26 protein-coding genes and 2 pseudogenes are annotated in these 24,894 nt (G+C 71.8%); 15 read left to right on the top strand and 13 right to left on the bottom strand.

The genetic code is table 11. The features are described from left to right. Nucleotides 1-83: 83 nt before the first annotated feature. Nucleotides 84-1,286 (bottom strand): hypothetical protein, encoded by a 1,203-nt coding sequence (locus ACIP37_RS14110; protein ID WP_400806743.1) that lies wholly within the window; start codon nt 1,284-1,286, stop codon nt 84-86. Nucleotides 1,287-1,482: 196 nt separating this feature from the next. After that, a complete protein-coding gene (locus tag ACIP37_RS14105) occupies nt 1,483-2,331 on the bottom strand; it encodes a phosphotransferase (protein WP_400806746.1) in 849 nt (282 codons plus the stop codon). Between the two features lie 294 nt (nt 2,332-2,625). Here ACIP37_RS14105 and ACIP37_RS14100 point away from each other — a divergent pair, with 294 nt between their 5' ends. Beyond that, a complete protein-coding gene (locus ACIP37_RS14100; protein ID WP_400806748.1) occupies nt 2,626-3,495 on the top strand; it encodes a C40 family peptidase in 870 nt (289 codons plus the stop codon). A gap of 83 nt (nt 3,496-3,578) precedes the next feature. Here ACIP37_RS14100 and ACIP37_RS14095 read toward each other — a convergent pair whose 3' ends face one another. The 3 genes and pseudogenes from ACIP37_RS14095 to ACIP37_RS14085 all read right to left on the bottom strand — a co-directional run. Continuing rightward, nucleotides 3,579-4,223 (bottom strand): restriction endonuclease, encoded by a 645-nt coding sequence (locus tag ACIP37_RS14095; RefSeq protein WP_400806751.1) that lies wholly within the window; start codon nt 4,221-4,223, stop codon nt 3,579-3,581. Nucleotides 4,224-4,467: 244 nt separating this feature from the next. Further along, nucleotides 4,468-4,824, bottom strand: coding sequence for an arsenate reductase ArsC (locus tag ACIP37_RS14090; protein WP_363584451.1), 357 nt, complete (start codon nt 4,822-4,824; stop codon nt 4,468-4,470). A gap of 52 nt (nt 4,825-4,876) precedes the next feature. Beyond that, a pseudogene (locus tag ACIP37_RS14085) lies at nt 4,877-5,005 on the bottom strand (arsenical-resistance protein); the annotation flags it as partial. Here ACIP37_RS14085 and ACIP37_RS14080 point away from each other — a divergent pair. After that, nucleotides 4,976-5,200, top strand: a pseudogene (locus tag ACIP37_RS14080) (glyoxalase/bleomycin resistance/dioxygenase family protein); the annotation flags it as partial. The pseudogenes ACIP37_RS14085 and ACIP37_RS14080 overlap by 30 nt on opposite strands. A gap of 110 nt (nt 5,201-5,310) precedes the next feature. Here ACIP37_RS14080 and ACIP37_RS14075 read toward each other — a convergent pair. Continuing rightward, on the bottom strand, nt 5,311-6,558 hold the full coding sequence (locus ACIP37_RS14075) for an MFS transporter (protein ID WP_400806753.1): 1,248 nt from the start codon (nt 6,556-6,558) through the stop codon (nt 5,311-5,313). 77 nt (nt 6,559-6,635) lie between these two features. Between ACIP37_RS14075 and ACIP37_RS14070 the strand changes: the two genes are divergently transcribed. Both ACIP37_RS14070 and ACIP37_RS14065 read left to right on the top strand, forming a co-directional pair. Beyond that, entirely contained in the window at nt 6,636-6,998 is a 363-nt protein-coding gene (locus ACIP37_RS14070; RefSeq protein WP_363584314.1) for a MerR family transcriptional regulator, read from the top strand. Between the two features lie 151 nt (nt 6,999-7,149). Then, complete coding sequence (locus ACIP37_RS14065) at nt 7,150-7,956, top strand: alpha/beta hydrolase (RefSeq protein ID WP_363627708.1); 807 nt, start codon at nt 7,150-7,152, stop codon at nt 7,954-7,956. Nucleotides 7,957-8,635: 679 nt separating this feature from the next. On the opposite strand, the gene ACIP37_RS14060 is transcribed toward ACIP37_RS14065, so the two are convergent. Further along, nucleotides 8,636-9,985 (bottom strand): LGFP repeat-containing protein, encoded by a 1,350-nt coding sequence (locus ACIP37_RS14060; RefSeq protein WP_400806757.1) that lies wholly within the window; start codon nt 9,983-9,985, stop codon nt 8,636-8,638. A gap of 225 nt (nt 9,986-10,210) precedes the next feature. Between ACIP37_RS14060 and ACIP37_RS14055 the strand changes: the two genes are divergently transcribed. From ACIP37_RS14055 to ACIP37_RS14045, 3 genes are all read left to right on the top strand, one after another. Then, entirely contained in the window at nt 10,211-10,633 is a 423-nt protein-coding gene (locus ACIP37_RS14055) for a hypothetical protein (protein WP_363622628.1), read from the top strand. Nucleotides 10,634-10,680: 47 nt separating this feature from the next. Next, a complete protein-coding gene (locus ACIP37_RS14050; protein ID WP_363627711.1) occupies nt 10,681-11,115 on the top strand; it encodes a hypothetical protein in 435 nt (144 codons plus the stop codon). 438 nt (nt 11,116-11,553) lie between these two features. Continuing rightward, nucleotides 11,554-12,537: an alpha/beta fold hydrolase gene (locus ACIP37_RS14045; protein ID WP_400806761.1), complete on the top strand. Its 984-nt coding sequence runs from the start codon at nt 11,554-11,556 to the stop codon at nt 12,535-12,537. Nucleotides 12,538-12,622: 85 nt separating this feature from the next. Here the strand turns inward: ACIP37_RS14045 and ACIP37_RS14040 are convergent, their stop codons facing one another. Together ACIP37_RS14040 and ACIP37_RS14035 are read right to left on the bottom strand one after the other, a co-directional pair. Next, nucleotides 12,623-13,369 carry an SDR family oxidoreductase gene (locus tag ACIP37_RS14040; RefSeq protein ID WP_400843854.1) on the bottom strand — a complete coding sequence of 249 codons (747 nt, stop codon included), beginning with the start codon at nt 13,367-13,369 and terminating at the stop codon, nt 12,623-12,625. Between the two features lie 117 nt (nt 13,370-13,486). Continuing rightward, nucleotides 13,487-13,792, bottom strand: coding sequence for a GNAT family N-acetyltransferase (locus ACIP37_RS14035; protein ID WP_400843852.1), 306 nt, complete (start codon nt 13,790-13,792; stop codon nt 13,487-13,489). Nucleotides 13,793-13,996: 204 nt separating this feature from the next. Between ACIP37_RS14035 and ACIP37_RS14030 the strand changes: the two genes are divergently transcribed. Then, entirely contained in the window at nt 13,997-14,767 is a 771-nt protein-coding gene (locus ACIP37_RS14030; RefSeq protein ID WP_363584326.1) for a maleylpyruvate isomerase N-terminal domain-containing protein, read from the top strand. A 4-nt stretch (nt 14,768-14,771) separates the two neighbouring features. Here ACIP37_RS14030 and ACIP37_RS14025 read toward each other — a convergent pair whose 3' ends face one another. After that, nucleotides 14,772-15,806 (bottom strand): mechanosensitive ion channel family protein, encoded by a 1,035-nt coding sequence (locus ACIP37_RS14025; RefSeq protein WP_400843848.1) that lies wholly within the window; start codon nt 15,804-15,806, stop codon nt 14,772-14,774. A 377-nt stretch (nt 15,807-16,183) separates the two neighbouring features. Between ACIP37_RS14025 and ACIP37_RS14020 the strand changes: the two genes are divergently transcribed. Both ACIP37_RS14020 and ACIP37_RS14015 read left to right on the top strand, forming a co-directional pair. After that, nucleotides 16,184-16,636 carry an SRPBCC family protein gene (locus ACIP37_RS14020; RefSeq protein ID WP_363584330.1) on the top strand — a complete coding sequence of 151 codons (453 nt, stop codon included), beginning with the start codon at nt 16,184-16,186 and terminating at the stop codon, nt 16,634-16,636. Nucleotides 16,637-16,752: 116 nt separating this feature from the next. After that, complete coding sequence (locus ACIP37_RS14015) at nt 16,753-17,121, top strand: PRC-barrel domain containing protein (RefSeq protein ID WP_400843845.1); 369 nt, start codon at nt 16,753-16,755, stop codon at nt 17,119-17,121. A 287-nt stretch (nt 17,122-17,408) separates the two neighbouring features. Here the strand turns inward: ACIP37_RS14015 and ACIP37_RS14010 are convergent, their stop codons facing one another. Together ACIP37_RS14010 and ACIP37_RS14005 are read right to left on the bottom strand one after the other, a co-directional pair. Continuing rightward, complete coding sequence (locus tag ACIP37_RS14010; RefSeq protein WP_363584332.1) at nt 17,409-17,882, bottom strand: nucleoside deaminase; 474 nt, start codon at nt 17,880-17,882, stop codon at nt 17,409-17,411. Nucleotides 17,883-18,065: 183 nt separating this feature from the next. Continuing rightward, nucleotides 18,066-18,464 (bottom strand): VOC family protein, encoded by a 399-nt coding sequence (locus ACIP37_RS14005; protein WP_363584334.1) that lies wholly within the window; start codon nt 18,462-18,464, stop codon nt 18,066-18,068. Nucleotides 18,465-18,560: 96 nt separating this feature from the next. Here ACIP37_RS14005 and ACIP37_RS14000 point away from each other — a divergent pair, with 96 nt between their 5' ends. Then, nucleotides 18,561-19,598, top strand: coding sequence for a helix-turn-helix transcriptional regulator (locus ACIP37_RS14000; protein WP_400843840.1), 1,038 nt, complete (start codon nt 18,561-18,563; stop codon nt 19,596-19,598). Between the two features lie 95 nt (nt 19,599-19,693). Next, a complete protein-coding gene (locus ACIP37_RS13995) occupies nt 19,694-20,641 on the top strand; it encodes an NAD(P)H-binding protein (protein ID WP_400843837.1) in 948 nt (315 codons plus the stop codon). Between the two features lie 61 nt (nt 20,642-20,702). On the opposite strand, the gene ACIP37_RS13990 is transcribed toward ACIP37_RS13995, so the two are convergent. Then, nucleotides 20,703-21,689, bottom strand: a complete 987-nt coding sequence (locus ACIP37_RS13990) for a LuxR C-terminal-related transcriptional regulator (protein ID WP_363584338.1) — start codon at nt 21,687-21,689, stop codon at nt 20,703-20,705. Nucleotides 21,690-22,153: 464 nt separating this feature from the next. Between ACIP37_RS13990 and ACIP37_RS13985 the strand changes: the two genes are divergently transcribed. From ACIP37_RS13985 to ACIP37_RS13975, 3 genes are all read left to right on the top strand, one after another. After that, nucleotides 22,154-22,405: a hypothetical protein gene (locus ACIP37_RS13985; RefSeq protein WP_363584340.1), complete on the top strand. Its 252-nt coding sequence runs from the start codon at nt 22,154-22,156 to the stop codon at nt 22,403-22,405. A 5-nt stretch (nt 22,406-22,410) separates the two neighbouring features. Next, nucleotides 22,411-22,686 carry a hypothetical protein gene (locus ACIP37_RS13980; RefSeq protein ID WP_363627717.1) on the top strand — a complete coding sequence of 92 codons (276 nt, stop codon included), beginning with the start codon at nt 22,411-22,413 and terminating at the stop codon, nt 22,684-22,686. Between the two features lie 65 nt (nt 22,687-22,751). Continuing rightward, a complete protein-coding gene (locus tag ACIP37_RS13975) occupies nt 22,752-24,731 on the top strand; it encodes a hypothetical protein (RefSeq protein ID WP_400843834.1) in 1,980 nt (659 codons plus the stop codon). Nucleotides 24,732-24,894: the final 163 nt, after the last annotated feature.

Genomic DNA, 24,894 nt, shown 5'->3' with positions numbered 1-24,894 from the left:
TGCGCCGTGGATGTGCCCTCGTCGTCTCCGCATCGGTCTCCAGCGCCGTCCGCTGAGGCCGGGGCCGCCGCTGTGTCGGCGGGTCAGCCGGTGGGGGGTGAGTTGTCGGTGCTGCGGTCGTCGAGGACGATGTGCGGCTGGTGCAGGCGGTCGTTGCCGGCCTGTTCGTCGGCGGGGCGGGTGCTGTTGATGACGGCGGCGATGCGCTCGTAGCTGGTGACGGCGAGGGCCCACGTTCCGATGCTGGTGCCGTTGCCGTTGCCGACTCCGCTGTAGGCGGTTTCCCGGAGGGCGTTGAGGAGGGCGATGGTGCTGGGGCCGGACAGGATCGTGTCCTCGTTGCCGTCGTTGACCGGCTTCGAGAAGTGGTCGCCGCCCTCGGCCTGGGCGGCCAGGAAGTCCCAGGTCTCGGGGTGGCAGGAGATCGCGACGGTCTTCACGGCTGCGGCCTTGAGGAGGGTGTTGACGTGGTTCTCCCAGACGAAGGGCTCCGGGATGAGACCGGACACGTCGTCGGCGCGGCCGCTCGGGAGGTCGTCGATGACGGCTTGGTCCGGCGCGACTGCTTCCGTGCCCTCCAGATCGACCTTCGTGTCGTGCTCCGTGGGGCCGGAGGGGCGGAACAGGTCTGCGAGTCGGGCGGCGACCTCGGCCGCGATCTGGCTGAGCTGGTCCTCGGCGAGGACGTGCGGGGCGGTCGGCGCGTCGTCGGCAGGGGTGGTCTCGGACACGGTTGTCTCCTCGCTGTCGGATTCCGCGGCCTCGCCGGCCACGGAGGGGGAGGCCTGCTCTGTGGCCCGCTGCGCGGCCTGCCCGGATGCCGGGGGCTCGGCGTCGGGAAGTTCGTTGGTACCGGGGGAGTTGCTGCTGCCGGCATCACCGCCGGGCGGGTGAGCGGCTTCGTCCGGGCCCTCGATCTCCGGAGCGGCCTCCGCGGGCTGGCCCACGGCCTCGGGGGAGTCGACGGCGGGCCGAGGCGCCTCGGTGGGGCCGCCGTCCAGGGGGGCGCGGCCACTGTTCTGCCGAGCGCTGAGTTCGTTGCGCAGGTTGCCCAACTGGCGGTGGAGGCTGCGGTTGTCCTGGTGGGCGCGGTTGGTTTCCTGCTGCCCTCTGGCGATCGCCTCGAAGAACTCGTCGCGGTGTTCGCTCAGGCCGGCCGCCAGCGTCGCGGTGAGTTCGGCTCGCAGGTTGTCGGTGTGGTTGCGGATCTCCTCCAGGCCGGCCTGAAGGGCCGTCCCGACTTCTGCGCGTAGCAGTTCGACCTGGTGGGTGGTGCCCCTCGCCATGTCCCCTCCTGATCTCGCGCACCCGTAGGGGTGGCGGCGGGTACAGCGTGGCGGCAAGGGCCCGTCCGCGATGAGTGGATCGGTGGGACTGTCGAGAACGTGTCGATCACCGTCTGAAATCGGATCATCACGCAGATGTGTCACATTGTCGGTTGATAGACCGAATGGAGCGTCATGCTGGTGTTCGTCATGGTGTTCACTTGTTGTCGGAGTTCCGAAGGATGTCGGTGGTCCAGGCCGGCCTGATCGCGTGCCAGCTGTACCGGTAGCCGTTGGTGCCGTGGTGGGGCGTGGTGAGGATGTGGTGGAACTCGCACCATGCGGCGAACTCGCGCCAGGAGCATCCGGGAAGACCGCGCTGCTCGGGATGGCGGTTGTAGGCGGCTACGGCCCGCCGGATAGTGTCCTCGGGCAGGGGGCCGGCGGTCATGGCGATGGTGACGATGATCTTGGCGAGGTCGTAGCCGAAGGGGGCGAGGGTGAGGGAGTCGAAGTCGACGACGGCGACCGTGGTGTCGGTGATGAGGAAGTTGCGCGGGTTGGCGTCCTTGTAGAAGGCGGCGGGCATGGTGGCGGCCTGCTCCAGCCAGCCGTCGATCGCGCCGGGGGTCAGGAGCGGGGCCGGTACGGTGCCGGTGGCCAGCAGCCGGTGGAGGCGCTCGCGGCGGCTGTCGGCGAAGTCGTCGATCGTGACGTCGGCGGTCGTGACGGCGGCGGTCGTGACGGCGCCGCTGGTGTGGTCATGGCTGGTGCGGTCGGTGCTGGTGTCGTCGGTGCTGGTGTGGGGTGCGTTCAGGCGGGCGGCGTGCAGGTCGTGGGTGTGGGCGGTGGTGTGCTGGTGGCCGAGGAGGTCGGCCAGGGTCAGTAGGTCGTCGGGGGTGCCGTGGTGGCCGTCGAGGTGCTCGTAGTCGATCGCGGTGGGGTGGACGTGGACGACGTGGGGGATGCGTACGTCGGGGTTGGTGCGGGCGATCCAGCGGTGGTGGGCCAGGGAGCGCTGCTGGGTGTGGGGGTCCGCGAACGTCTTGGTGAAGGTCCTCAACATGTGTGTGGTGTTCCTCAAGCGCGGCTGCTCTCCCGAGATCGCGGCCACACCGGCCCCGCAGGACCGCGCTGTTACAAGGACGGTACCGGCGCGCGGCGAACGTTCACAGGTGGCGTACAGGACGCCCTCTGCCCCGCCAAGCGAGGGGCCCGTCTGGGGGCGGGGCGACGGTGTTTCGTCAACTGTCCGATTCGGTAGGGGCGTTGATGCCGGGCTTCCGCAGGAGGATGGTCAGTCCCGTAACCCGTTCCGCTCCGTTCAGCTTCGTCCCGGCTCGGTGAAAGAGGACCTCCGTTGAGAACGAACACTCGTGGTATCGCTCTGGCCAGTCTGCTGGTCTGCCTGGTGGTCGCCCTGCTGGCGGCGGTGACGCCCCCGGCCCGCGCCGACGCCACGTCCGGGCCGGCCGACGCCGCGTGTGCCGCGCAGGGCGCCCCGATATCGGAGGCCGCCGGCCGGGCCATCGCCGCCGCCTGCGGCCAGGTCGCCGCCGGTACCTGGTACACCTGGGGCGGCGGGCACGGCACCACCCCCGGCGCGACGTACGGCCAGGTCGACCCCAGCGACCCCGAGCGCTCCGGGAACGACCCCTTCCGGGTCGGTTTCGACTGCTCCGGCTTCGTCCGCTGGGCCTGGTCCCAGGCCGTCGGCAGCGACGTCGTCGGGCAGCAGGACGCTGCCGAGATCTCCCGCCTGCCCGGACAGCAACTCGGCCGCGACCAGGGTGTGCTGCGCCCCGGCGACCTGGTCTTCTGGGGCCTGTCCCACGTCCACCACGTGGCGATCTACCTCGGCGGCGGAAAGATCGTCGAGGCCCGCGAATCGGACACCCGCCTCATGGTCTCCGACTTCTCCAGCCACACGGCCGCCGACTACGCCGGCGCCCTGCGCTACACGCCGGACGTCCCCGCGGGCGCCGACCGCCGGACCTGGAACAGCGGGGTGAACATCCGCCCCACCCCGTCGACCGCCAACCCGCCCGTCGCCGTCCTGCCCGGCCCCACGACGGTCCGCATCCAGTGCCAGCAGCACGCCGAGAAGGTCGAGGCCGAGGGCTACGTCAACGACGCCTGGTCCTACCTGCCGGACTACCGCGGCTGGATCAGCAACATCTACGTCCAGGGCCCGGCCTGGCTCGACAACGTCCCCACCTGCACCACCTGACCCCGTCACACGCACCAGGACGGCGCAGGCGCGCGACGAGGCCGCCCGAGCCCCACGACGGTGCGGGCCCGGGCGGTCAGGCGTCAGGCCCAGGGGGGTTTGCCGGTTCCCTCGGCCCACAGGGCCAGTGCCCGCCGGTCGATGGCGTGGATGCCGACGTTCGCGCAGAACGCGGCGGCGGCCTTGGTGAACGAGCTGGTCGTCACCACGGCCGCCAGGTCGCAGCGGTGGACGTCGCGGTAGGTGCCGTTGACCTTCTGGACGTCCTGGGAGCCGACGGAGGTCCGTGGCCCGTACCGTTTGGCCTGGATGAGGAGCCGCTGCCCGGACGGAGTGGTGGCCAGGACGTCCGCCGCGAGGTCGCCGGCCCCGCCGACCACCGTCACCTTTGTGCAGCCGTCCCGCCTGCACAGGTCCGCCAGCGCGTGCTCGAACGCCTTCGGAGTCATGCTCAGGAACGGGCCGATGTGCCGCAGCTGCGCCGTGCGCGCAGCCAGCTCCCGCCGCCGGGCCAGCTGCCGCAGACGCAGCACGACGGCGCCCACCACCACGCCGGTGGCCAGCAGCGCGGCGACCAGGAGCAGGTGGCGGGCCAGCCACGTCAGCACGAACGACACCACGGCGACCGCGACCAGAGCCGCGATGCCCAGCGTCAGCGCGTTGTCCCGGGCCTGTTGCGCGCGGCGGGCGGCAGTGGACCGGCGTCGTCGTACGGGCCTTCGGGCCACGGCGTCCCCCCTCGGACCACGGTGTGGACGCGAGCGTAGAAGCAGCCGCCGCCCGGCCGCCGACGATCCCGGCGAATTCGGACGGCTGCGGGCCCGAGTTGTCCGGATCTCGGCGGCCGGCGGCCGAACACCCGGCGGCCGAATACCCGGCAGCCGAAGGCCCGGCAGCCGAAGGCCCGGTGTCGGGACGCCACCGCCGGGGTGTGCCCGGCCTGGAGGACTGCCCCGGGCTACCGGTGGGCTCTCACACGCTGGGCTGGATGCCGAGGTCGGTGAGCAGGCCGCGGATCCGGGTCTCGATCTGGTCGCGGATCGGGCGTACGGCGTCGAGGCCCTGCCCGGCCGGGTCGTCGAGCTTCCAGTCGAGGTAGCGGGTGCCGGGGAAGTACGGGCAGGTGTCGCCGCAGCCCATGGTGATCACCACGTCGGAGGCCTGTACGGCCTCGGTGGTGAGGATCTTCGGAACCTCGGCGGAGAGGTCGATGCCGACCTCGGCCATGGCCTCGACCACGGCGGGGTTGACGGTGTCGGCGGGGGCGGAGCCGGCGGAGCGGACCTCGACCCGGCGGCCTCCGAGGTGGCTGAGGAATGCGGCGGCCATCTGGGAGCGTCCGGCGTTGTGGACGCAGACGAAGAGTACGGACGGCTTGGGCTCAGGCACGGGCGGAACCTCCGGGACTGGCGGGCTGGGGGAAGAGGCGGCGGGCGGCGAGGGCGACGTGGACGAGGCCGATGAGGACGGGCACCTCGATGAGGAGAACGACACCTCCTGCTGCTACGCCCTCCAGAACAAGGTCTGGGTCACCGGCCCCGGCAAGGAGCCCTGGGAGGTCTACGTCGTCAAGGCCGACGCCGACACCCTGGGCAAGAGTGTCGACGCCGCACCGCAGGGCAAGGGGGCGATCGACGCCGCACCGCGGGGCTGCCGCACCGGTACCGAGGAGACGGTTGCCGCAGACTGTGCCTGCGGCAGCTGACGATGCGTCCGGAGGTCGAGTCCGGCGGACATGCGTGCGCAACCAGCAGCACTCCCGTCACCACGGCCTCGGGGATTGCCGCAGCAGAGTCGACCGGACGCCCGGACCGTTCAGCCGGTCGGGTGGCCGGTGGGGCGGGGGAAGCCGTGGCGGTGGGCGGCGACGGTGACGGTCAGGGCGGCGGCGAGCAGGGCCAGGGCGGACCAGGGCAACGTGCTCGGGCCGCCGTGGTCGAGGAGGAGACCGCCGACGAGCGCGGCGCCGGCGATGCCGAGGTTCCAGCACGTGACGAGCAGGGACTGGGCGATGTCCCCGGCCGGGCCGGCCGCGTCGGCCACCGCCGTCTGCAGGAGGGTGGCGGCGCCACCGAAGGCGAGGCCCCAGACCGCGGCGCTGCCGTAGACGGGCCAGGAGGTGCCGGTGAGCAGGGCGGCGGCGACGGACAGGGCCGCGGCGGAGAGGAGGGCGCAGGCGGCGACCGTCAGGGTGCGCAGGTGGCGGTCGATCAGCGCCCCGGTACCGAGGATGCTCACCAGGGAGGACAGTCCGAGGACGAGCAGGACGGTGTCGGTCCGGCCGCCGAGCCCCAGGGGCGCGAGCAGCGCCGCGACGTACGTGTAGAGCAGGTTGTGGGCGAGGACGAAGGCCACCGTGACGGTGAGGACGGCCGCCACCCCCGGGATGCGCAGCACCTGCCGGACGGGGGTGCGGGCGTGGCCGGGCCGCCCCGGGACGGCCGGGAGCGCGACGAGCATCCAGGCGGCGAGCGCCACGGCGACGGCGCTCATCAGTCCGAAGGTGGTGCGCCAGCCCACCAGCGCGGCGACCAGGGTGCCGGCGGGCACGCCCACCGACAGGGCGACCGTCGAGCCGCCCATGGCGACGGCCATCGCCCTGCCGCGCTGCTCCGGCGCGACGATGCCGCGGGCGTACCCGGCCAGCAGGGCCCAGAGCAGGCCTGCGACCAGGCCCGCGGCGAAGCGCGCCGCCATGGTGAGGGGGTAGTTCGTCGAGACCGCGGTGACGGCGTTGGCCGCGGCGAAGCCGCCGACGGACAGCAGCAGCAGGCGCTTGCGCGGCCAGCCGGCGGTAGCGGCGGTCAGCGGTATGGCGGCCGCGATGGAACCGGCCGCGTAGAGCGTGACGGACTGCCCGGCGCCGGACTGGCTGACGCCGAGGTCCGCACTCATCGCGGGCAGCACGCCGGCGGGCAGGGCCTCGGTCATGATGGTGACGAATCCGGCGGTGCTCAGGGCCAGCAGGCTGGGCCAGGGCAGCCGGGCGGCGGGCGGGTCCGAGGGTTGGGGAAGCCGGGTGGCGGGCGGGTTCGAGGGGCTGGGGGAGTGAAGTTCGGGCATGGGCCCGATCGTCTATCCTTGACATCCATGTCAAGGTCCAGCCCGGAACGGCACCGGTCGGGCGTGAGGGTGGTCACATGCGTATCGGCGAACTCGCCCGGTTGACGGACACTCCTCCGCGCCTGCTGCGGTACTACGAGCAGCAGGGCCTGATCACCGCGCACCGCGAGGCGAACGGCTACCGGGCCTACGACGACTACCTCGTCGACCGGGTCCTGCAAATCCGCGGACTCCTGGACGCCGGACTGCCCACGCGGATCATCAGGCAGATCCTGCCCTGCCTGGACAGCCCGCGGACGATCCACTTCGCCGACGCCACACCGGAGATGATCGGCACCCTGGAGTCCGAGACGGAGCGGATGACCCGTCGGATCCAGTGCCTGACCCGTAACCGTGATGCCATCCGGGAGTACCTCACCGAGGTCAAGAGCCGGGCCTGAGGCGTGAGCCCGAGGTGTGTGTCTGTTGGTGTGAGCCTGAGGGGTGCGTCCGAGGTGTGAGCCGACGTCGGGACGCGCCGCGGGCGGCCTGTCGGCCTGCCGGGCGGTCGGCTTGACCTTGCCACTGGTGTGATGGTTGGACCCTTCCGTCATGACCGACTCCGCCATCCGGCACCTCGAATTCGGCGACGGCACACCGCTCGTCATGATCCACGGCTACACCGTCGACCACCGGGTCCTGCTCCCCGTCGAACCCGCCTTCGCCGACCGCCCCGGGTGGCGGCGGCTCTACCTCGACCTCCCCGGCCACGGCACCAGCCCCCGGCTGCCGGGGACGACCTCGGCGGCCACCCTGGCCGACGCCGTCCTCGACTGGATCCACGCCGAACTGGGTGAGCAGCCCTTCGCCGTGCTCGGGCAGTCGTTCGGTGGACAGCTGGCCCGGGCGGTGACGGCGAGGTTCGGGGCGCAGGTCCTGGGCTCGGCGCTGCTCGTACCGGTCGTGCACTGGGGCCCCGACCGGACCCTGCCCGGCGTGACCGTGTCCGAGCGCGACGACGAGCTCCTCGACCGGCTCCCGCCCGCCGACCGCGAACTCTTCGGCCTCGTTATGGCCCGTCACACCGCGCGCAACTGGAAGCTCTTCGAACAGTACGTCCGGCCGGGATGGCGCGCGCACGACCCGGCGGCCGCCGCCGAACTCGAAGCCGACTTCCTGCTGCCGCACTGGCCCGAACACCGCGCGCCGGAGCACCAGGGCCGGCACCTGCTGGTCACCACCCGGCAGGACGCTTTGGTGGGCTGGCGCGACCAACTCGCCCTGCTCGACCACTACCCCCGGATGGCGGCGACGGTGCTCGACGGCGTCGGCCACAACCCGCAGGTCGAGTGCGCCGAGACCGTCCAGGGCCTCATCGGCGCCTGGCTCGACGAACTGCCCCGACCTGCCCGCCAGTGAGCGGGGCGGCGCTCTGGGCGTTCAGACTTCTGAACTCCTCGCACGCCTGGCACACCACGGGCAAGACGCCGTCCTCGGCGGACGGCAACACCCGGGTGTGGCCGCGCTGGTGGCCGGCTGGTTCCTGCGGTATCCGGTCGCCATGGTGACCGTCCGCCGGGACCCCGACCTCGTCGCCGGCTCGGCCACCACGGTCACCGCCTACGAGTGGGGGCCGGCCGCTCTACGAGAACCCCGGGGCGGTCGAGGACATCGACGAACCGTAGGGTCACAGTCATCGTGAATCCGGCGCTGGCAGCGATGAGTTGGACGGTAGGAGGAGAATGAGTCGCATGACGTGCTTCCCTGCGAGACCCGGTGCTGTTCTCGCGGGCGACGGCGTGCGCCACCCCGTCCACACGGTCGCCGTACCGCGGAGCCTCCAAGTACTCGCCCTGGAGAAGGCCGAAGCCATGCGGTGCTGAGCGGCCGGCCGTGACGCGCGGTGCCCCTTCCTTCCCGTCGGGGAGGGAGGCGCACCGCGGTGCACGTCACCGAGGCCTTCATCGTGCGCTGACCGAGGCTTGCCGGCCCGCGCCCGGCCACCTCCGCAGCGCCGGAATCGGCGCCCACTGCGCCAGGGCGTACATCGTGCCGGCGGACCGAGCGGGAGACCGGACGGACCGGCCTCCCGCGTTGATCAGTTGCAGGTCATGTTGACGGGTGCGTGGTCCGGGTCGTTCCGGTAGCACAGGTGCTGCGGGGCCTTCAGGTTCGTGATGGAACCCTGCCACACGGCGCCCTGCCACAGAGCCTGCGGGGAACCGGAGTTCTCCAGCAGGCGCGGGTAGCGCAGGACCTCCCAGGACGGGTACTTGTCCTTGTTCGTGTCGACGTCGAAGCCGGTGAAGTTCTTGTTCTTGTCGTCGTAGCCGTGCGGGTAGATGTGGAACGTCGCGTTGATCCGGCCGAGATCCGCGTACTGCGAGCCCGGGACGTCCACGAACGAGTTGACCGCTGACACGTCCACCCGGATGCCGCCGTCACCGTAGGGCTCCGCCCAGTACTCGTTCTGCGGGGTCCGGTCGTCCTGGACCACCTTGGCGTGCTCGGTACGCACCAGAGGCTTGGCATTGCGGCACGTCAGATCCCCGACACAGGACTGGTCGACGTAGATCCCGACCTGGCCCGTGGCGGTGTCCCAGGCGATGGCCACCTTGGAGCTGGCTTCGGGTTCGGTGCTCCACAGACGGTGGTTGCCCAGGGCGTGGTTGACCGGGTTGCCGTCGTCGCCGATGTAGCCGCGCACCACGACGATGCCCCGGTCGGGGCCCTTGGGCAGCAGCGTGGCGCTCTCCTTCAGATCGCCCGGGGCCGGGCTGCCCTGGAAGAACTGGGCGTTCGCGCGGGGGATCAGCGGGTTCGCGGTCTCGTTCGGCGACCACCGGATGGGGCCGTGCTCGAACATCTGGGTGACGCCCTCCTGCTGGAGTTCGTCGGTGACGGGGTAGCCGTACACCCCGCCTTCCCAGCCCGCCTGTCCCCAGCGCTGGCCGATGAGGCCCCAGACGGGGTGGACGCCGTTGGAGCGCGTGGGATGCCAGTAGAGCGAGCCGCCCTGGAACACCTGGCGCTTCCCGGCGCCGTCGGGGAGGGAGATTTCGTCGCTGGTGGGGTAGCCGAGGGAGCCCTTCTCCCAGCCTATGGCGGCCCACTTGTCGCGGATGAGGCCCCAGATGGCGTGGGCGTCGGTGGAGGGGCTCCAGTAGATCGAGCCGCCGTCGAAGACACTGAACCGGCCCACCCCGTCGGGAGCGGTCTGTTCGTCGGTCCGGGGGCAGCCGAGCGTGGTTCGGTACTCCCGGTACTTTTCCAGGATGCGGCCCTGGACCGTGTGGCCACAGATCTGTTCCGGGTCCTGCCCGGCGGCGGAGGCCGTCGCCGGGCAGAGGGCGGAGCCGGCGAGAAGGGCGGTGAGCAGGAGCGAGATCTTCGCTCCCTGTCGGCGGGCTCGTCCGCGGGGCGTTGAGTGTTCGCTGATGATGTTCACCCGAGTGATTCTCGCGTACATGCCAATGGGAGGGATAGTGTCCGAAGCGTCAAGAATGGGCAGGTGCGCGACAGAAGCACACAGGTGGGCCCAGTCGCGAGAACTACTGGGCCCCCGCGGTCCGTCATACATCGGTGAGACGCGCTCAAGGTTCGCTGCGACGGGGCGCCGGTCACTACTGTCCTCGGTGCTTGATGTCATGCGGAGTGATCGATCAGGTATTCGATGGAGGATCGTGTGGCGAGGGGACGGCGCGTCTTCTTCGGCGTGCTGGGTGGGGCTCTCGGTGTTCTCGGCGTGGGCGTGGTCGTGTGGCTGACGTTCCGGCCTTCCTGGCCTGAGGTGCCCGACCCGGTCGGACGGTGGAGCGGTGGAACGGCGGTGTTCGAGTTCCTCCCGGACGGACGGGTCGGGTCCGCGAAGGTGCCGGCCTACGTGTGCAACAGCGCGGCGGCCGATCCGGCGCAGCCGACGGAACTGGAGGGGAGTTGGAAGGAGTCCTACCTCGATGACGCCGGTCGTGGGGTGTATGTGACGGCGACCCGTAAGGACGGGGGAGGCAACTGCAGGATCTGGCTGACGGCCATGGACAACGGGAAGGACCTGTGGCTTCTGGCGACCAAGGGGTTCGTCATGGAGAAGGGCTGAGATGCCGCGGTGATTTCGAGTACGGCGGCATCGAGCGAGGGGGAGCTGTGGCTGGTCGATGGAAGTACCTGAAGTCCCGGGAGGGTGCCGTCCTGCTCGCGGGTGTCCTGCTGATCGCCGGTCTGGCGGGGTATCTGAAGGCCCGGTCGGGAGGGCCGGATCCGAAGGACTACGTGGGGCGTTGGGCGTCGCGGGACGAGGTGATCGAACTGCGGGAGGGGGGGCGGCTCGGCGAGGTGCGGCTCGACGGGTACTTCTGTGCGAAGGATCCCGTCGGGCAGGGCGTGGCATTGGGGGAGTACCAGGGGAGTTGGCGGACCGGGAGTGTGGACGACGCGGGGTCGGGAGTCTTCGTGGTGCTGCGGGACTACTACCCCGGTGGTGACTGCGAGATCTATCTGCAGGAGGAACGAAAGGGCGCGGTGGCCGGCCTGGGCGGTCAGCCGCGGGGGAGCGCGCAGCGGGTCTTCTCCAGGGTGTAGGGGCTCGGAGAACGATTGCACCCATGATCGGGTGGTCGTCCACGACGACCCGGCCGGTTGGGGGCGTCGACGAACCGGCGGCGATGTCACGGGAGAACCCCCATGCCCTGACAGTGCCCGGGTGGAGAGAAACAGCGGCACACCGCGTCGGTCTGGGCGGTGCGTGCGGGTGCGGGGGAGACCGCGGTGGCCAGCTGAGCGCGTTGCTCGCGAGGCGTAGCTGTGCGGGCCATCGGGGTGACCGATCGGAGCATCGCCACGGGCGGGGCGCGGGCCGCTTTGCCGAAATGGCAACAGGCCTCGCCCTCCTCGGTGCGCGCGCAGCATGATCGGCACTGCGTCGGCACCTGAATCGGCACCGCATCGGCATCGTGCCGCCGAACATCAGCTTGCCGAACCGAACTTGGTGTACGTCGGATCGAGATACCAGGAGGACACATGTCACCGTCGCGGACCACGGGCCCCACTCACCGGCTGGTCCCCTCGCCCGCCGGCCGGATCCACCTGGTGGAGCAGGGCACCGGGCCGCTGGTCCTGCTGCTGCACGGGTTCCCGGAGTCCTGGTACTCCTGGCGCCACCAGTTGCCGGTGCTGGCCGCTGCCGGATACCGCGCGGTCGCCATCGATGTCCGCGGGTACGGGCGCTCCTCCAGGCCCGAGGAGGTGACCGCGTACCGGATGTTCGACCTGGTCGAGGACAACGTCGCGGTGGTGCACGCCCTGGGTGAACGGTCCGCGGTGATCGTCGGCCACGACTGGGGATCGACCATCGCCGCCGACTCCGCCCTGATCCGACCGGACGTCTTCCGCGCTGTGGGGCTGCTGAGCGTTCCCTACCTCCCGCGGGGCGGACCGAGGCCCGGCGAGGTCTTCGCCCAACTGGGCGGCGACGAGGAGTTCTACGTCTCCTACTTCCAGGAGCCGGGTCGGGCCGAGGCCGAGATCGAACCGGACGTGCGCGGCTGGCTCGCGGGCTTCTACGCCGCGCTGTCCGCCGACACCATGCCGGCGCCCGGCGCGCCCGACCCGCACTTCGTCAGCCGTGGCGGGACACTTCGTGACCGGTTCCCCGTCGGACGGCGGCCCGGCTGGCTCAGCGCGGAGGAACTCGACGTCTACGCCGGAGAGTTCGAGCGAACCGGCATGAGCGGTGCGCTGGGCCGCTACCGGAACATGGACCGGGACTGGGAGGACCTCGCCGACTTCGACGGCGCCCCCGTCACCCAGCCGTCCCTGTTCATCGGCGGGAGCCGGGACGCCTCCACCACCTGGCTGGCCGATGCGATCGCGGCCTACCCCGCGACCCTGCCCGGCCTGCTCTCCTGCCACATCCTCGACGGCTGCGGGCACTGGGTCCAGCAGGAACGCCCCACCGAGGTCAACCGGATCCTGACCGACTGGCTCGCGTCCCTTCCCTCCTGAGCGAGGGGAGCAGGGTGCTGCGCGGGCTCGACGGTCGGGTCGAACTCGCGGCCCATCCGCGCCGTGGTGCTCCGGAGCGCCGCGCTCACCAGGCCACGGTTCGGCCGAGGTAGTCGACGTAGTGCAGGCCCGGGCTGCTCCGGAGGGCGTCGAGCGTCCTGACCACGTTCGGGATGCTCTCGTCGATGCCGAGCAGGGCGTCCGAGCCGCCCAGGTCGGTGCGCACCCAGCCGGGGGCCATGAGGACCAGGGGCCGGGGTTCGCCGCTGTGCCGCGCCGCGTAGCTGCGCATGAACGTGTTGAGCGCGGCCTTGCTGCCGCGGTACACCTCGTGGCCGCCGCGCTCGTTGTTGGCCACGCTGCCCTGGCCCGAGGACATCACCGCGATCGTGCCCGCGGGCTCGACGAGGTCCTGAAGGGCCTCGATGACGCGCAGCGGGCTCAGCGCGTTGGTGACCATGACCCGGACGAACTCCTCGGTGGAGGTCTGCGCCACCGTGCCCTCGGGCTGGTTCGTGACGCCGGCGTTCACGAAGAGCAGGTCGAACGTCCGGCCGGCCAGGCGAGCGCTCAGCGTCGCGACCTGCTCGGGCTCGGTGATGTCGACGGTCTCGACCTCGACCTCGACCTGCCCGGCGTGGGCGTCGGCGAGCTCGTGCAGCCCGGTCCGGCCCGAGCCGCGTACGGTGGCCACGACCTGCCAGCCGGCTCTCGCCCATTCCTGGGCGAGGGCGAGCCCGAGGCCCCGGGACGCGCCGATCAGGAGCACGCGCCTGCCAGGGGCCGGGGCTGGGGGCGGCGCGGAGTGACTTCCCGAGTTGGTTGTGGACATAACAGTGATTGTGCGAGGCGTCATCGCGTCCGGCAAGCCGCCTCCCCGGCGGGGGAGTTGGCAATCCGGGGCCGGGGGGCCTCCCGCTTCTCGCCGGGGCGCCGGCCGGCGGGCGGCTCAGAGGCCGAAGCGGGCACGGTGGGAGGCGGGGACCAGGTCGGTGTACTCGGGGTGCTTGGTGATCCAGCCGCGGATGAAGGGGCAGTAGGGGAGGACGGCGAGTGTCTGCTCGCGGGCCGTGTCCAGTGCCGCGCGTGCCAGTCGGCCGGCCAGGCCGCGGCCCTCGAAGCGGGGGTCGATCTCGGTGTGGATGAAGGCGATCTCGTCGTCGGAGCGGTGGTACTCGGCGAAGCCGGCGAGTTCTCCGCCGTCCTGGATCTCGAAGCGCGACTTCTCGGTGTTGTCGGTGACGAGCTCGTCCATGGTTTCCTCCGCAAGATGGGGGGCGGCCCGGGAGGGCCGGTGGCGGGGTGGCGCGGCATCGCTACTATAGTTTAAGAATCAACATTTGTCGTCTGGTCACCACGAGGGCCGACGGACACAGGCTGGGGCGCCAGGTGAACGTCCGGCGGCCGAACAGTCCGGCGGCAGGTTTGCCCGGCGCGGCGGCCGGGATACCCATGGCGCATGATTCCCGCTGAGGTCAGTGACGTCCTGCCGGAACTCGTCCCGTTCGTACGGGCGGTCCAGGAACGCAGGCCCGACGACGGGACGTGGTGCGAGGCGTGGACGGTGCGGGACGTCCTCGCCCACCAGACCGGCAACGCCGAGGAACTCGCCCGCGTCCTGCGCGCCTTCCACGCGGGCGAGCCCGTGGAGACCCGCGGCTTCGATCGGGAGGAGCCGTACCGGCGGATGTCCGACGCGCAGCTGTGGGAGGCCTTCGCCGCCCGCTGCGCCGAACTGGCCGAGGTCGCCGCGGCCGCGGAGAGCGACCTGCCCCCGGACACCGAGGTGCGGTGGACCGGCCGGACCGTGACGGTGCCGTTCTTCGCCGAGCACCTGCGCGAGGAACTGATCCTCCACCGGTGGGACCTCACCGGCGACGACCGTACGGCCCGGGAGGCGCTCGCCGAACCGTGGATGACGTCGCACAGCGTGCGGCTGGTCGGCCGGCCGCTGTTGGCCCGGGGCGTGGCCGGACTCGACCTCGGGCCCGGGGGGCGCGTCGAGGCCCGCCTGCGCGTCCCCGGGACCGACGACGTCCTGGTGACCGCGGACGCCGGCGGCGCGTCCATCGCCCTGGCCCCGCCCGAGGGCCCGGCCACCATCGAGAGCGACGCCGCGGTGCGCGTCCTGCTGTTGTGGGGGCGGCGTCCGGCGGACCCGGGCCGCTGGCACAGCACGGTCGGTCCGGAGGAGCTGCGACGGGTGCGTGCCCTGCTGAGCGGCTACTGAGTGACTACTGAGCGGGTGGGGGGAAGGGGGCGCGCGGGGTGTCAGGCTCGGTCCGGGGCGCCGGGGTGACGGACACCCGGGGGAGCGCTTCGGGGTGGTGTTCGCAGATGTGCGTCACCAGGTGTTCGCGGAGCTGGCAGCGGAGGGAGAACGCGTCGTCGGCGTTGGCGGCGGTCGCCAGGAGCCGGACCACGATGGTGGTGGGCGTGGTGTCGACGACCTGTAGGGCGCTGCCCTGGCCGTCCCAGAGGGGGCTGTCGGCGAGGAACGCGTCGAACTCCTTGCGCAGCAGGGGGACCGGGGCCCGGTGGTCGAGGTGGAGGAAGGCGGTGCCGGTGATCCGGCTGGAGCGGCGCGACCAGTTCTCGAACGGGCGGCCGGCAAAGTAGGACATCGGCATCACCAGGCGGCGCTGGTCCCAGGTCGCGATCACCACCGCGGTGAGGGTGATCTCCTCCACGGTGCCCCACTCGCCGGACACCACGACCACGTCGCCGATCCGGACCAGGTCGCCGAAGGCCAGCTGCACCCCGGCGAAGAGGTTGGCCAGCACGCTCTGAGCGGCGATGCCCGCGACCACGCCGACCAGGCCCGCGGACGCGAGCAGACTGGTCCCGATGCCGCGCACGGAGGGGAAGGTCATCAGCATCGCGCCCAGGGCGGCGATCGCGATGATCGCCTGGCAGATCCGGCCGAGCAGGCCCGCCTGGGTGCGGGCGCGGCCGGCCGAGGAGGGGTCGCGGCGGTGGACGGCGAGGCGGACGGCGCCTTCGACGACGAGCCCGACCACCCGGGCGCCGAGCCATCCGCCGGAGGCGATCGCCAGCAGGACCAGGAGGTGGTGCAGCTGCTCCCGGGTCTCCGGCGAACCGCCGACCCACGGCTGGACGGCGAGGGACAGCGAGGCGGCGAGCACGGTGACCAGGGGTCGCCGGCAACTGCGCAGCATCCCCGGCATGACGCTGCCCGGCCGGTGCGGGGCGAATCTGCGGACCAGCCGTTCGGCGGTCCGGTCCAGGACGTAGGTGGTCAGGGCCACCCCCGCACCTGCCAGGAGCAGACGGAACAGGCTCCACCACACGCTCGCTCTCCCTCCGCGACGGCCGCAGCGCGGCGCTGTGGGCCGGCCTTCCCCGGGCCGGCGCTGTGGGCGGGCTTCCCCGGGCCCGCTTCCCGGAGCCCGTTTTCCCGTTCGGCGGGATTCACACCTGCCGGAGGTGAGGTGGGGGCCCGACCACGGCGATGGGCCGTTCGGGTGAGGGGGACGAGGGGGACGAGGCGGGGGAGACGGGTGAGGGGGGCGAGCCGAGGGGCCGCGTCGAGGGTTCAGCCGGGGTGCATACCGGGCCGGGAACGGGGCAGCCGGAGCCTGAAGGCCCGCCGGCCCGGGCGGGCACCGACATGTCAGGAGGAGCGATGCACCGGATCGAGGAGTCCGTCGAGGTGGCGGCGCCGCTCGGCACGGTCTACGAGAGCTGGGTCAGGTGTGAGGAGTTCCCGCAGTTCATGCGGGGTGTGGTCAGGGTCGACCGGTCGGGCCAGGACACCAGCTGGGTGGTCCGGACCGCCGCCGGCCCGCGCGAGTTCACCGCCGTGACCACGGAGCTGGTGGAGAACGATCGCGTGGCGTGGGACAGCGGCCCTGGCCCGGTGCGGCACCAGGGCGTGGTCACCTTCCACGCCGTGGGCGACGCCGCCACCCGGGTGATGTTCCAGCTGGAGGTCGAACCGCACGGGCTCTGGGAGCACCTCGCCGAGGCGCTCGGGTTCGTCGACCGCCGGGTGATCGACGACCTGACCGACTTCAAGCGCCACGTCGAGGAGGGCGGCGGACCGGTCGGGGCCACGGTCGACGACACGGTGGCATGAACCTCCGGATCGGGGGCAGCCGAAGCGTACCGGCAGCCCGATCAGGCAGACCGATCAGGCAGTCAGACCTGACAGCCGGACCTGACAGCCAGACCCGACGACGGAAGGAGACGGTCGTGAGTGATCGCGTCAACATCTGGGAGTTCCGGGACACCGCCGGTCACACGGCGGGCACCGACCTCATCGGCTTCCACGTCGAGGCCACCGACGGAGCGATCGGCAAGATCGACAAGCTGTCCGAGGCGGTCGGCGCCCAGCACCTGGTCGTCGACACCGGTCCGTGGATCCTCGGCAGGCGGGTGCTCCTGCCCGCCGGCACCGTGATCCGGATCGAGATCGGCGAGCAGAAGGTGTACGTCGACCGGTCCAAGGACGACATCAGGAACGGTCCCGGCCTCGACGACGGCGCGGCCAACGTGTCGGCCGACGTCCGCGACCGCTACGGGCTCTACTACGACCCGTTCTACGGCGGTCGGATCTTCTGACGAAAGGGAGCAGCAGTCATGCCGTACGGTTCCACGCAGCTCCAGCCCCAGCCGCAGTCCCAGTCCGTCGGACCTGTCAGTCCGCCGGTGGTGCCGGATCCTCCGCTGCCGCCCGGCGTGCCCGAGCCGCCGCCGGATCCGGTGCTCCCGGGCCCCGCTACGCCGTCACCCGCGCCGCCCGGGCCTGAGCCCGAGCCCGAGCCGGGCCTGCCCCGCCCGCCCGAGCCGCCGGACTGACGGGCCGGACAGAGGAGCCGGACAGAGGAGTCCCGGGGTGGGCCAGAGCGTTACCCCCAGTACCCCGTGTGCACCGCGGAGGCCTCCTCGAAGAGGTGCGGGCCGGACGCCTCCACGGTGCTGCCGCCGGCGGCGAAGACCTGGCGGCACGGCAGGTCGAGCACCGGCTCCTCCGGGTCCACTCCCGCGATGGCGTTCAGCTCCGCCCCCGCGAGCGCGTAGACGACCTTGCGGATGCCGCTCCAGTAGATCGCCCCGGCGCACATCGCGCACGGTTCGGTACTCGTGTACAGGACGGCGTCGACGAGCTGCGTCGGGGCCAGGGTGCGCGAGGCCTGCCGCACCAGATTGGTCTCCGCGTGGGCGGTGACGTCGCGGTCGGTCAGCACCGAGTTCTCGGCCGTGAGCAGGACGTTCCCGGCGGAGTCGGTCAGCAGCGCTCCGAAGGGGTGGTTGCCGTGCGCCCGGGCGTCGGCCGCGATCTCGATGGCCGCGAGCAGGTGCTCGCGGGTGCGGTCGTTCATGACGTGCTCCTCAGGGGATCGGCGGTGGGGCGGGCCCCATGGTGTCGCGGTCGGGCGGGGCGGTGGTACCAGGTTGCCGCACCCGCCCTCCGCCCGCGACCACCCCCGGCGGCGGCCCGGGCCCGCGAGCCGGTGCGGAGCGTGCCGCGGGGACCGGCTCCCGCCCGGGCGGCCGTGCTGTCGTCAGCGGGCGAACCTCTCGACGGCCGCCGGCGTGACGGGTGTGAAGAAGTTGACCAGGTTGCCGTCGGGGTCACGGAGCAGGAGCGACCGGTTGCCCCAGGGCATCGTGGTGGGCTCGGTCACGAAGTCGGTGACGAAGCCGGTCAGGTTCCGGTACACGCCGTCCACGTCGGCGACGAGGAATTCGAAGATCACGCTGTTGTTGTCGGCCGGACGGGCAGAGCCGGGCGCGAACAGCGCCACGGTCCGGGTGCTGCCGATCGCGAGGGTCCCGCCGGCGGTCCGCAGTTCGGCGAAGTCCTCGGTGGACCAGTGCGCCTGTACCCCCGTGGCCCGCTCGTAGAAGCCGACGAGGCGTGCGATGTCGTCCGTGATGATCCGGATCGAAACGAAGTCCATGGTGCTCTCTCCTCGGGTCGGTGAAGTCGTTGCACCCCGGACGGTAGAGGAAATAGTGGACAGAATCGGTCCGGTATCAGCGCTAGGCTCGTGGACATGGGCCGACCTACCAGCCGTGTGCTCACCCTCCTGGAACTCCTGCAGTCGGGCGGCATCAGGACGGTGGCCGAACTCGCCGACCGGCTCGGCGTCGACGGGCGCACCGTGCGGCGGTACGTGGACCACCTGGTCGACCTCGACATCCCCGTCGAGGCGGTCCGCGGCCGCTACGGCGGGTACCGGCTCGCCCCCGGGTACCGCCTGCCTCCGCTCATGCTCAACGACGACGAGGCGCTCGCCGTGCTGCTCGGCCTCGTCGCGGGCCGCAGGGCGGGGCTGCTGACGGCGACCGGGACGGCGACCGAGACCGCGGGCGAGACGGCGGCGGCCAAGATCCGCCGGGCACTGCCCGAGCGCCTCGCCCGTCGGCTCGACACCGTCCTGGAATCCCTCGCCTTCACGGCTGAGCCCGGCGAGGCGGCCACCCCGGAGACGGGCGTCCTGCTCGCCGTCGCCGACGCGGTGCGCCATCGCCGCCCGATCTCGATCAGGTACACCGCCCGGGACGGCCGGCGGAGCGAACGCACGCTGCACCCGTACGGGATCGTCACCCACGCGGGCCGGTGGTACGTCACGGGCGCCGATCCCGAGATCGATCCCGGGACCGGCCAGGACCGGACCTTCCGGCTCGATCGCATCGCGGACGCGAGGCCCCTGCCGGGCTCGTTCGAGCCGCCCGCCGGGCTCGATCCGGCCCAGCGCGTCCTGTCCGGGTTCGCCAAGGCCGCGTACCGGTACGAAGTGACCCTGCGGATCCACGGGACGGTCGAGCAGATCCGCGCCCGGCTCCCCGCCAGTGTCGCGAGCATCGAGGAACCCGTACCCGAGGAAGGAACGGATCCGCACACCGAGCGGTGGCTGCACGTCGAACTGCGGGCGGAGCGGCTCGACTGGCTGCCCCCCGTCCTCGCCTCGCTCGACCGGCCGTTCGTCATCGAGCGGCCGGACGAACTCCGCGGCCTCGTCATCGCGCTCGCCGACCGGCTCGCCGCCTCCGCTCGCCAGGCCCGCGATCCGGACCGGATCGGAGGCTGATGCGCCCGCCCTGCCCTCACGGACGCCGACGCGCCCGCCCTGGCGTCAAGGACCCGCGGAACCTTCCCGGCGCGGGAGCGTTGGCAGTGCACCGGATGTCCCGGTCAGGTAGGTGGGAGGCAATCGTCGTGCTCGTAGAACCTGTCCTTGTCACCGGCGCCGGCGGTGGGGTCGGCGGAGTCGGGCGAAGGATCCTGGAGGGGTTGCGGGCGCACAACGTGCCCGTCAGGGCTCTCGTGCACCACGACGACGAACGGGCCTCGGACCTGAGGACGATGGGCGGCGTGGAGGTGATGGTCGGTGACCTCACCCGTGGTGCGGACGTGGTCGAGGCGCTGGCCGGCTGCCACCGGGCCTACTTCGGGATGAGCGTGTCGTCCGCCTACCTGGAGGCCGCGGCGACGGTGGCGGTCGCCGCCCGGGAGAGCGTCAGCCTGGAACTGCTGGTCAGCATCTCGCAGATGACCGTCTCGCAGATGGACCTCACCAGCGACGCCGAGTCCCGGCAGCAGCGACTGCACTACCTCGCCGAACACGTCCTCGACTGGTCCGGGGCGCCGGTCGTCCACGTCCGGCCCACCGTGTTCATGGAGAATCCGCTCTTCACCAAGGTGGCGGCGGCTTCGATCCGGCGGGACGGCACGATCCGCCTCCCCTTCGGCTCGGCCCGGACCTCACCGGTCGCGGCCGCCGACGTGGCCGAGGTCGTCACCGCACTCCTGCTCGATCCTGCCCCCCGGACCGGCCGCGTCCACGAACTGACCGGGGCTCGATCCCGCGACATGACGGCCATCGCGGCCGAGTTCTCCGCCGCCCTGGGCCGCGAGGTGACCTACGTCGACGTGCCCTACCAGGAGTGGCTGGAGCACGACCTCAAGAGCCAAGGCCTGCCGGACCACGTGTTCGACCACATCGCCACGATGGCCAGGCTGCACGGCGAGAACCGGTACGACCGGGCGACGAACGACGTCGCTGAGCTTCTCGGTCGCCCCCCACGGGGGTTCGACACCGTGATCAAGGACCTGCTCGCCCGGCGACCGTAGCCGGCCTGCAACCGTAGCCGCCCGGCGACCGTAGCCGGCCGGGTGCCGGGGGAGCGGCCGCTCAGAGCCAGCCGCGCTGCGCCGCCTTGAGGCCGGCCTCGAAGCGGCTCGACGCGTCGAGGCGCTCCATCAGCCCGGCCATCTGGCGGCGGACGCTGCGTGCCGACAGGCCCAGGTTCCGGCCGGCGGCCTCGTCGGTGAGGCCGGACGCGAGCAGCCGCAGGAGTTCCTGCTCGGTGGCGCTGAGGCCGGTCTCGGTGTCCTTGCGCCGGTCGGCGCCGAGCGGGACGGCGGCCTGCCAGGTCCGCTCGAAGAGGGCGACCAGGGAGGCGACGATCCCGGGCTCGCGCGTGCACAGGGCGCCGAGCCGGGTGTGGGCCGGGTCGATCGGGACCACGGCGACCTGGCGGTCGAAGATGAGCATCCGGGGCGGCAGCGTCGGGCAGGTGCGGACCAGTCCGCTCTCCTCGGTCATCCAGCGGGCGTAGGCGAGCGTCGCCGGATCGTGCCGCACGCTGTCCTGGTAGAGCGTCAGCAGTGCCACCCCGCGCCGCATGGCCGCCTCGTCCAGCGGCCGGGAGGCGTCCAGGCTGGCCCGGGACTGTGCTCCGCCGGGCATCACGGACAGGCACTCCCCGGTGACCGCCTGGGCGAGGATCTCCAGCTTGGCCTGGATCGCGTCCAGGCCCACCAGGCGCTCGGCGGTCTCGACCGGGGTGTTCGGCCGCAGGTCGGCGTACTCGGCGATCGCCCGGGCGGCAGCGGCCTTGCCGATCTCCAGATCCTGCTGGCGGCGCAGCAGTTCCTGCTCCTGGCGGCGCAGGATCAGCTCCAGGCCGAGCGCGGGGCTCACCGGCAGCAGAACCCCGGGTGCCTCCCGGGAGGCACGGAGCAGTTGCAGGTCGGCCAGCCGGTCGAGGGCCTCCCGTACGGCGGGCTCGGGCAGGCCCAGCTGGTCGCACAACTCCCTGACGCCGCCCTGCGGATCGGCGAGCATGGCCCGGTAGACGGCCTCCGAGACACGGTCCAACCCCAGCATGTCCAGCATGCGCGCAGCCCCCCGGTGCGATGTCGAACGTGCCGTGCCGCCGTGCGACACATCGGGATCATCCCAGCCCGGCTTCGACTCCACAAGCAGTCCTGCCCCGGGCGGGGTCCGGCCGATTCGATGCGCTCGCCTCCCGCGCTCGCCTCCCGGTCTCGGGTTCAGGCTCTCGGGGGCAGCAGCCGTGACAGTCCGTAGTGGAAGCGGTTGTCGAAGGAGTCCGTGACCATGACCGCTGTGAGCCGGTGGTGGGCACGGGGATCTCACGAACAACGCGGCGGGCGCCGGGGCGCCGGGTCCTGAAGCGGCCAGGCCGGTTGCTGACGGGGTTCTCACCTTCCGGGGCGCGGGCGGTGCCAGCAGGATGGTGGTCACCGGGAGAGCGGCGGGGCAACCGCCGAACAGCCTCCCCGAAGTTCTGGTCCTCGATCAGATCTCCCACCACACAAGCCGCCTGGGGTGCCGCCATGTCCAAGACCGCCCGCCTGCTCGCCACCGCCGCCGTCACCGTCGCCCTGTCGGGGATCCTGGCGCCCGCGGCCTCGGCCACCGCCGCGACCACGGCGCCGGCGGGCATCGGCTGGGACGGTCCCACCACCGTGCCGCCGGTCGTGGCGGGCGGGGCCGGGGACGGGGACGGTATCGGCTGGGACGGCTCCACCACCACCGTGCCGCCGGTCGTGGCCGGCCCGTCCGCCAGCGGCATCGGCTGGGACTGATCGCCGTGCTCCCCGTCCGGGCCACCGTCGTGGACACCAGCGGTGCGCCCACCACGACCGCCGCGGCGCGGATCGTCGAGGACGTCCTGTGGGCGCACGCCACCCCGGAGCACGGGCTCGAACACGTCCGCGCCGTACCGGACCGGGGCCGCATCGCCCTGGTGCTCTTCGTCCGCGCGGACGGCCCGACCACCGCGCACGCCCTGGCCGAGAACCTGCTGGCCCGGGCCCTCACCGCAGCAACGGCCGGCCGGTACGCCGCCGCCGTCCACCCGCACTGACCCTCGCTGACCCTCGCTGACCCGCACCGACCCTCGCTCGCCCGCCCACATCCAAGGGGACCCCCATGCCCAGCACGCCCCGTCCTGCCCGTGCCCTGCGCCGCGTCTGCGTGCTCGCCGCGACCGCCGTGGCCGCCGGTCTTCTCACCGCCTCCCCCGCCTCGGCGGACGGCACCTACTACCCGGACGGCAACAGGACGCCGACCTCCACCGGCACCCTCGGCACCGGTGTCGGGAACAAGCTCACCGGCGCCCAGATGGTCCGGCGCGCCCGGGACTGGGTCGCCCACGGGGTCACCTACAACCAGGGGCAGTCGTTCTCGGACAGCGCGGTCGGCGGCCCGTACCGCACCGACTGCGGCGGTCTCGTCGACATGGCCTGGCAACTCCCCGGCAGCCCGCCGGTCACGTACCCCGCACCCGGTATCGACGACCCGAAGTACAGCACCAAGCTCAGCAGTTGGTCCCAGCTCCAGCCCGGCGACGCCCTCGCCGTCGCCGGCAAGCACATCAACCTCTTCGCAGGCTGGACCAACCAGGCCGCCGGCGACTTCACGTACATCGCCGAGGACAACAGCAGCGTCCCGACCAAGGAGTACTCGGCCAACACCCACTGGTCATCCATCGACGGCTACCCCACCTCCTCCTTCGAGCTGCTGCGCTCCAAGAACCTCGCTCCCGCCATCCCCGCCGACTTCAACGTCCTGCTGTGGGGCTTCAACTCGGGCCAGACCGTGTCCGGCACGCTGAACCTCACGGCACACCCGACGCAGAGCGGCGTCATCAACTGGCTCGACTACGTGGTCACCGGCCCGAACGGCTACTACAACCGCTTCCGCGCCACCAGCGGCGGCGCCACCAACTACCAAGTCCCCTTCGACACCGCCCCCTTGGCGGCGGGCACGTTCAACATCTCGATGATCGCCAACGAGATCGACGGCCAGGAGCACACCTACCAGGGCGGCGTCTTCACCATCGCGCCGCAGGCCTCCACCGCCCGGGGCTCCGCCGACTCGACGGTGCTCACCAGCAACGGCACCATCGCCCTGTACCGGGTCGGTGCGGACGGCAACGTGTACGGCACCAACCAGAACACCCCCGGCGGTCCCTTCGTTCCGTGGGCGCAGCTTTCGACGGGTGGTGGGTTCGTCGGCAAGCCGGCCGCGCTCCAGACACCGAGCGGCCTCATGGTGGTCTACGCCCGCACCACCGCGGGCACCATTCAGGGCACCAACCAGAACACTCCGGGCGGTCCGTTCGGGTCGTGGGGCACGGTTGCTGATGCGGGTGACCCGACGGGTGTGGCCAGTGATCCGAGTGTGGTGTTCACTCAGTCCGGCACCATCGCGGTCTATGTGACGTCTGCCAGCGGCAACGTCGCCGGTGCCAGTCAGGGCACGCCTGGTGGTCCTTTCTCTCCCTGGCAGCAGCTTTCGACGGGTGGTGGGTTCGTCGGCACGCCCGCTGCGCTCCAGACACCGAGCGGCCTCATGGTGGTCTACGCCCGCACCACCGCCGGGACCATCCAGGGCACCAACCAGAACACTCCGGGCGGTCCGTTCGCGTCGTGGGGCACGGTCGCGGACGCGGGTGATCCGACGGGTGTGGCCAGTGATCCGAGTGTGGTGTTCACTCAGTCCGGCACCATCGCGGTCTATGTGACGTCTGCCAGCGGCAACGTCGCCGGTGCCGGTCAGGGCACGCCTGGTGGTCCTTTCTCTCCCTGGCAGCAGCTTTCGACGGGTGGTGGGTTCGTCGGCAAGCCGGCCTCGCTCCAGACACCGAGCGGCCTCATGGTGGTCTACGCCCGCACCACCGCCGGGACCATCCAGGGCACCAACCAGAACACTCCGGGCGGTCCGTTCGGGTCGTGGGGCACGGTCGCGGACGCGGGTGACCCGACGGGTGTGGCCAGCGATCCGAGCGCGGTGTTCAGCCGGCTCAACACCATCGCCATCTATGTGACCTCCGCCAACGGCAACGTCGCCGGCAGCAGCCAGGCCACCCCCGGCGGTCCTTTCTCTCCCTGGGGCCAGATCGGCTGATCACACCCCAGCCGCAGACCGACCGCGTGCGCAGGCCGCCACGCGCCGAGGCCCGAACCCTCGCGGGGTTCGGGCCTCGGCGCGTGGCGGCCTGGCGTTCTCGCCGGTCACGCGGGACGGCGGCGTCTCCACTGGTTTCTGAGCCCCTCGGGCCGGGGCAAAG

Source organism: Kitasatospora sp. NPDC088861 (genome assembly GCF_044750105.1).
Taxonomy (GTDB): Bacteria; Actinomycetota; Actinomycetes; order Streptomycetales; family Streptomycetaceae; genus Kitasatospora.
This window is presented reverse-complemented; position numbering and strand designations above follow the sequence as displayed.

Excerpts from the sequence above, each read along its gene's own strand:
- ACIP37_RS14110 (WP_400806743.1), bottom strand. The coding sequence starts at position 1,286 with ATGGCGAGGGGCACCACCCACCAGGTCGAACTGCTACGCGCAGAAGTC.
- ACIP37_RS14105 (WP_400806746.1), bottom strand. The coding sequence starts at position 2,331 with ATGTTGAGGACCTTCACCAAGACGTTCGCGGACCCCCACACCCAGCAG.
- ACIP37_RS14090 (WP_363584451.1), bottom strand. The coding sequence starts at position 4,824 with ATGGCCGCCGCATTCCTCAGCCACCTCGGAGGCCGCCGGGTCGAGGTC.
- ACIP37_RS14075 (WP_400806753.1), bottom strand. The coding sequence starts at position 6,558 with ATGCCCGAACTTCACTCCCCCAGCCCCTCGAACCCGCCCGCCACCCGG.
- ACIP37_RS14070 (WP_363584314.1), top strand. The coding sequence starts at position 6,636 with ATGCGTATCGGCGAACTCGCCCGGTTGACGGACACTCCTCCGCGCCTG.
- ACIP37_RS14065 (WP_363627708.1), top strand. The coding sequence starts at position 7,150 with ATGACCGACTCCGCCATCCGGCACCTCGAATTCGGCGACGGCACACCG.
- ACIP37_RS14055 (WP_363622628.1), top strand. The coding sequence starts at position 10,211 with ATGGAGGATCGTGTGGCGAGGGGACGGCGCGTCTTCTTCGGCGTGCTG.
- ACIP37_RS14045 (WP_400806761.1), top strand. The coding sequence starts at position 11,554 with ATGTCACCGTCGCGGACCACGGGCCCCACTCACCGGCTGGTCCCCTCG.
- ACIP37_RS14040 (WP_400843854.1), bottom strand. The coding sequence starts at position 13,369 with ATGTCCACAACCAACTCGGGAAGTCACTCCGCGCCGCCCCCAGCCCCG.
- ACIP37_RS14035 (WP_400843852.1), bottom strand. The coding sequence starts at position 13,792 with ATGGACGAGCTCGTCACCGACAACACCGAGAAGTCGCGCTTCGAGATC.
- ACIP37_RS14030 (WP_363584326.1), top strand. The coding sequence starts at position 13,997 with ATGATTCCCGCTGAGGTCAGTGACGTCCTGCCGGAACTCGTCCCGTTC.
- ACIP37_RS14020 (WP_363584330.1), top strand. The coding sequence starts at position 16,184 with ATGCACCGGATCGAGGAGTCCGTCGAGGTGGCGGCGCCGCTCGGCACG.
- ACIP37_RS14010 (WP_363584332.1), bottom strand. The coding sequence starts at position 17,882 with ATGAACGACCGCACCCGCGAGCACCTGCTCGCGGCCATCGAGATCGCG.
- ACIP37_RS14005 (WP_363584334.1), bottom strand. The coding sequence starts at position 18,464 with ATGGACTTCGTTTCGATCCGGATCATCACGGACGACATCGCACGCCTC.
- ACIP37_RS14000 (WP_400843840.1), top strand. The coding sequence starts at position 18,561 with ATGGGCCGACCTACCAGCCGTGTGCTCACCCTCCTGGAACTCCTGCAG.
- ACIP37_RS13995 (WP_400843837.1), top strand. The coding sequence starts at position 19,694 with ATGTCCCGGTCAGGTAGGTGGGAGGCAATCGTCGTGCTCGTAGAACCT.
- ACIP37_RS13990 (WP_363584338.1), bottom strand. The coding sequence starts at position 21,689 with ATGCTGGACATGCTGGGGTTGGACCGTGTCTCGGAGGCCGTCTACCGG.
- ACIP37_RS13985 (WP_363584340.1), top strand. The coding sequence starts at position 22,154 with ATGTCCAAGACCGCCCGCCTGCTCGCCACCGCCGCCGTCACCGTCGCC.
- ACIP37_RS13975 (WP_400843834.1), top strand. The coding sequence starts at position 22,752 with ATGCCCAGCACGCCCCGTCCTGCCCGTGCCCTGCGCCGCGTCTGCGTG.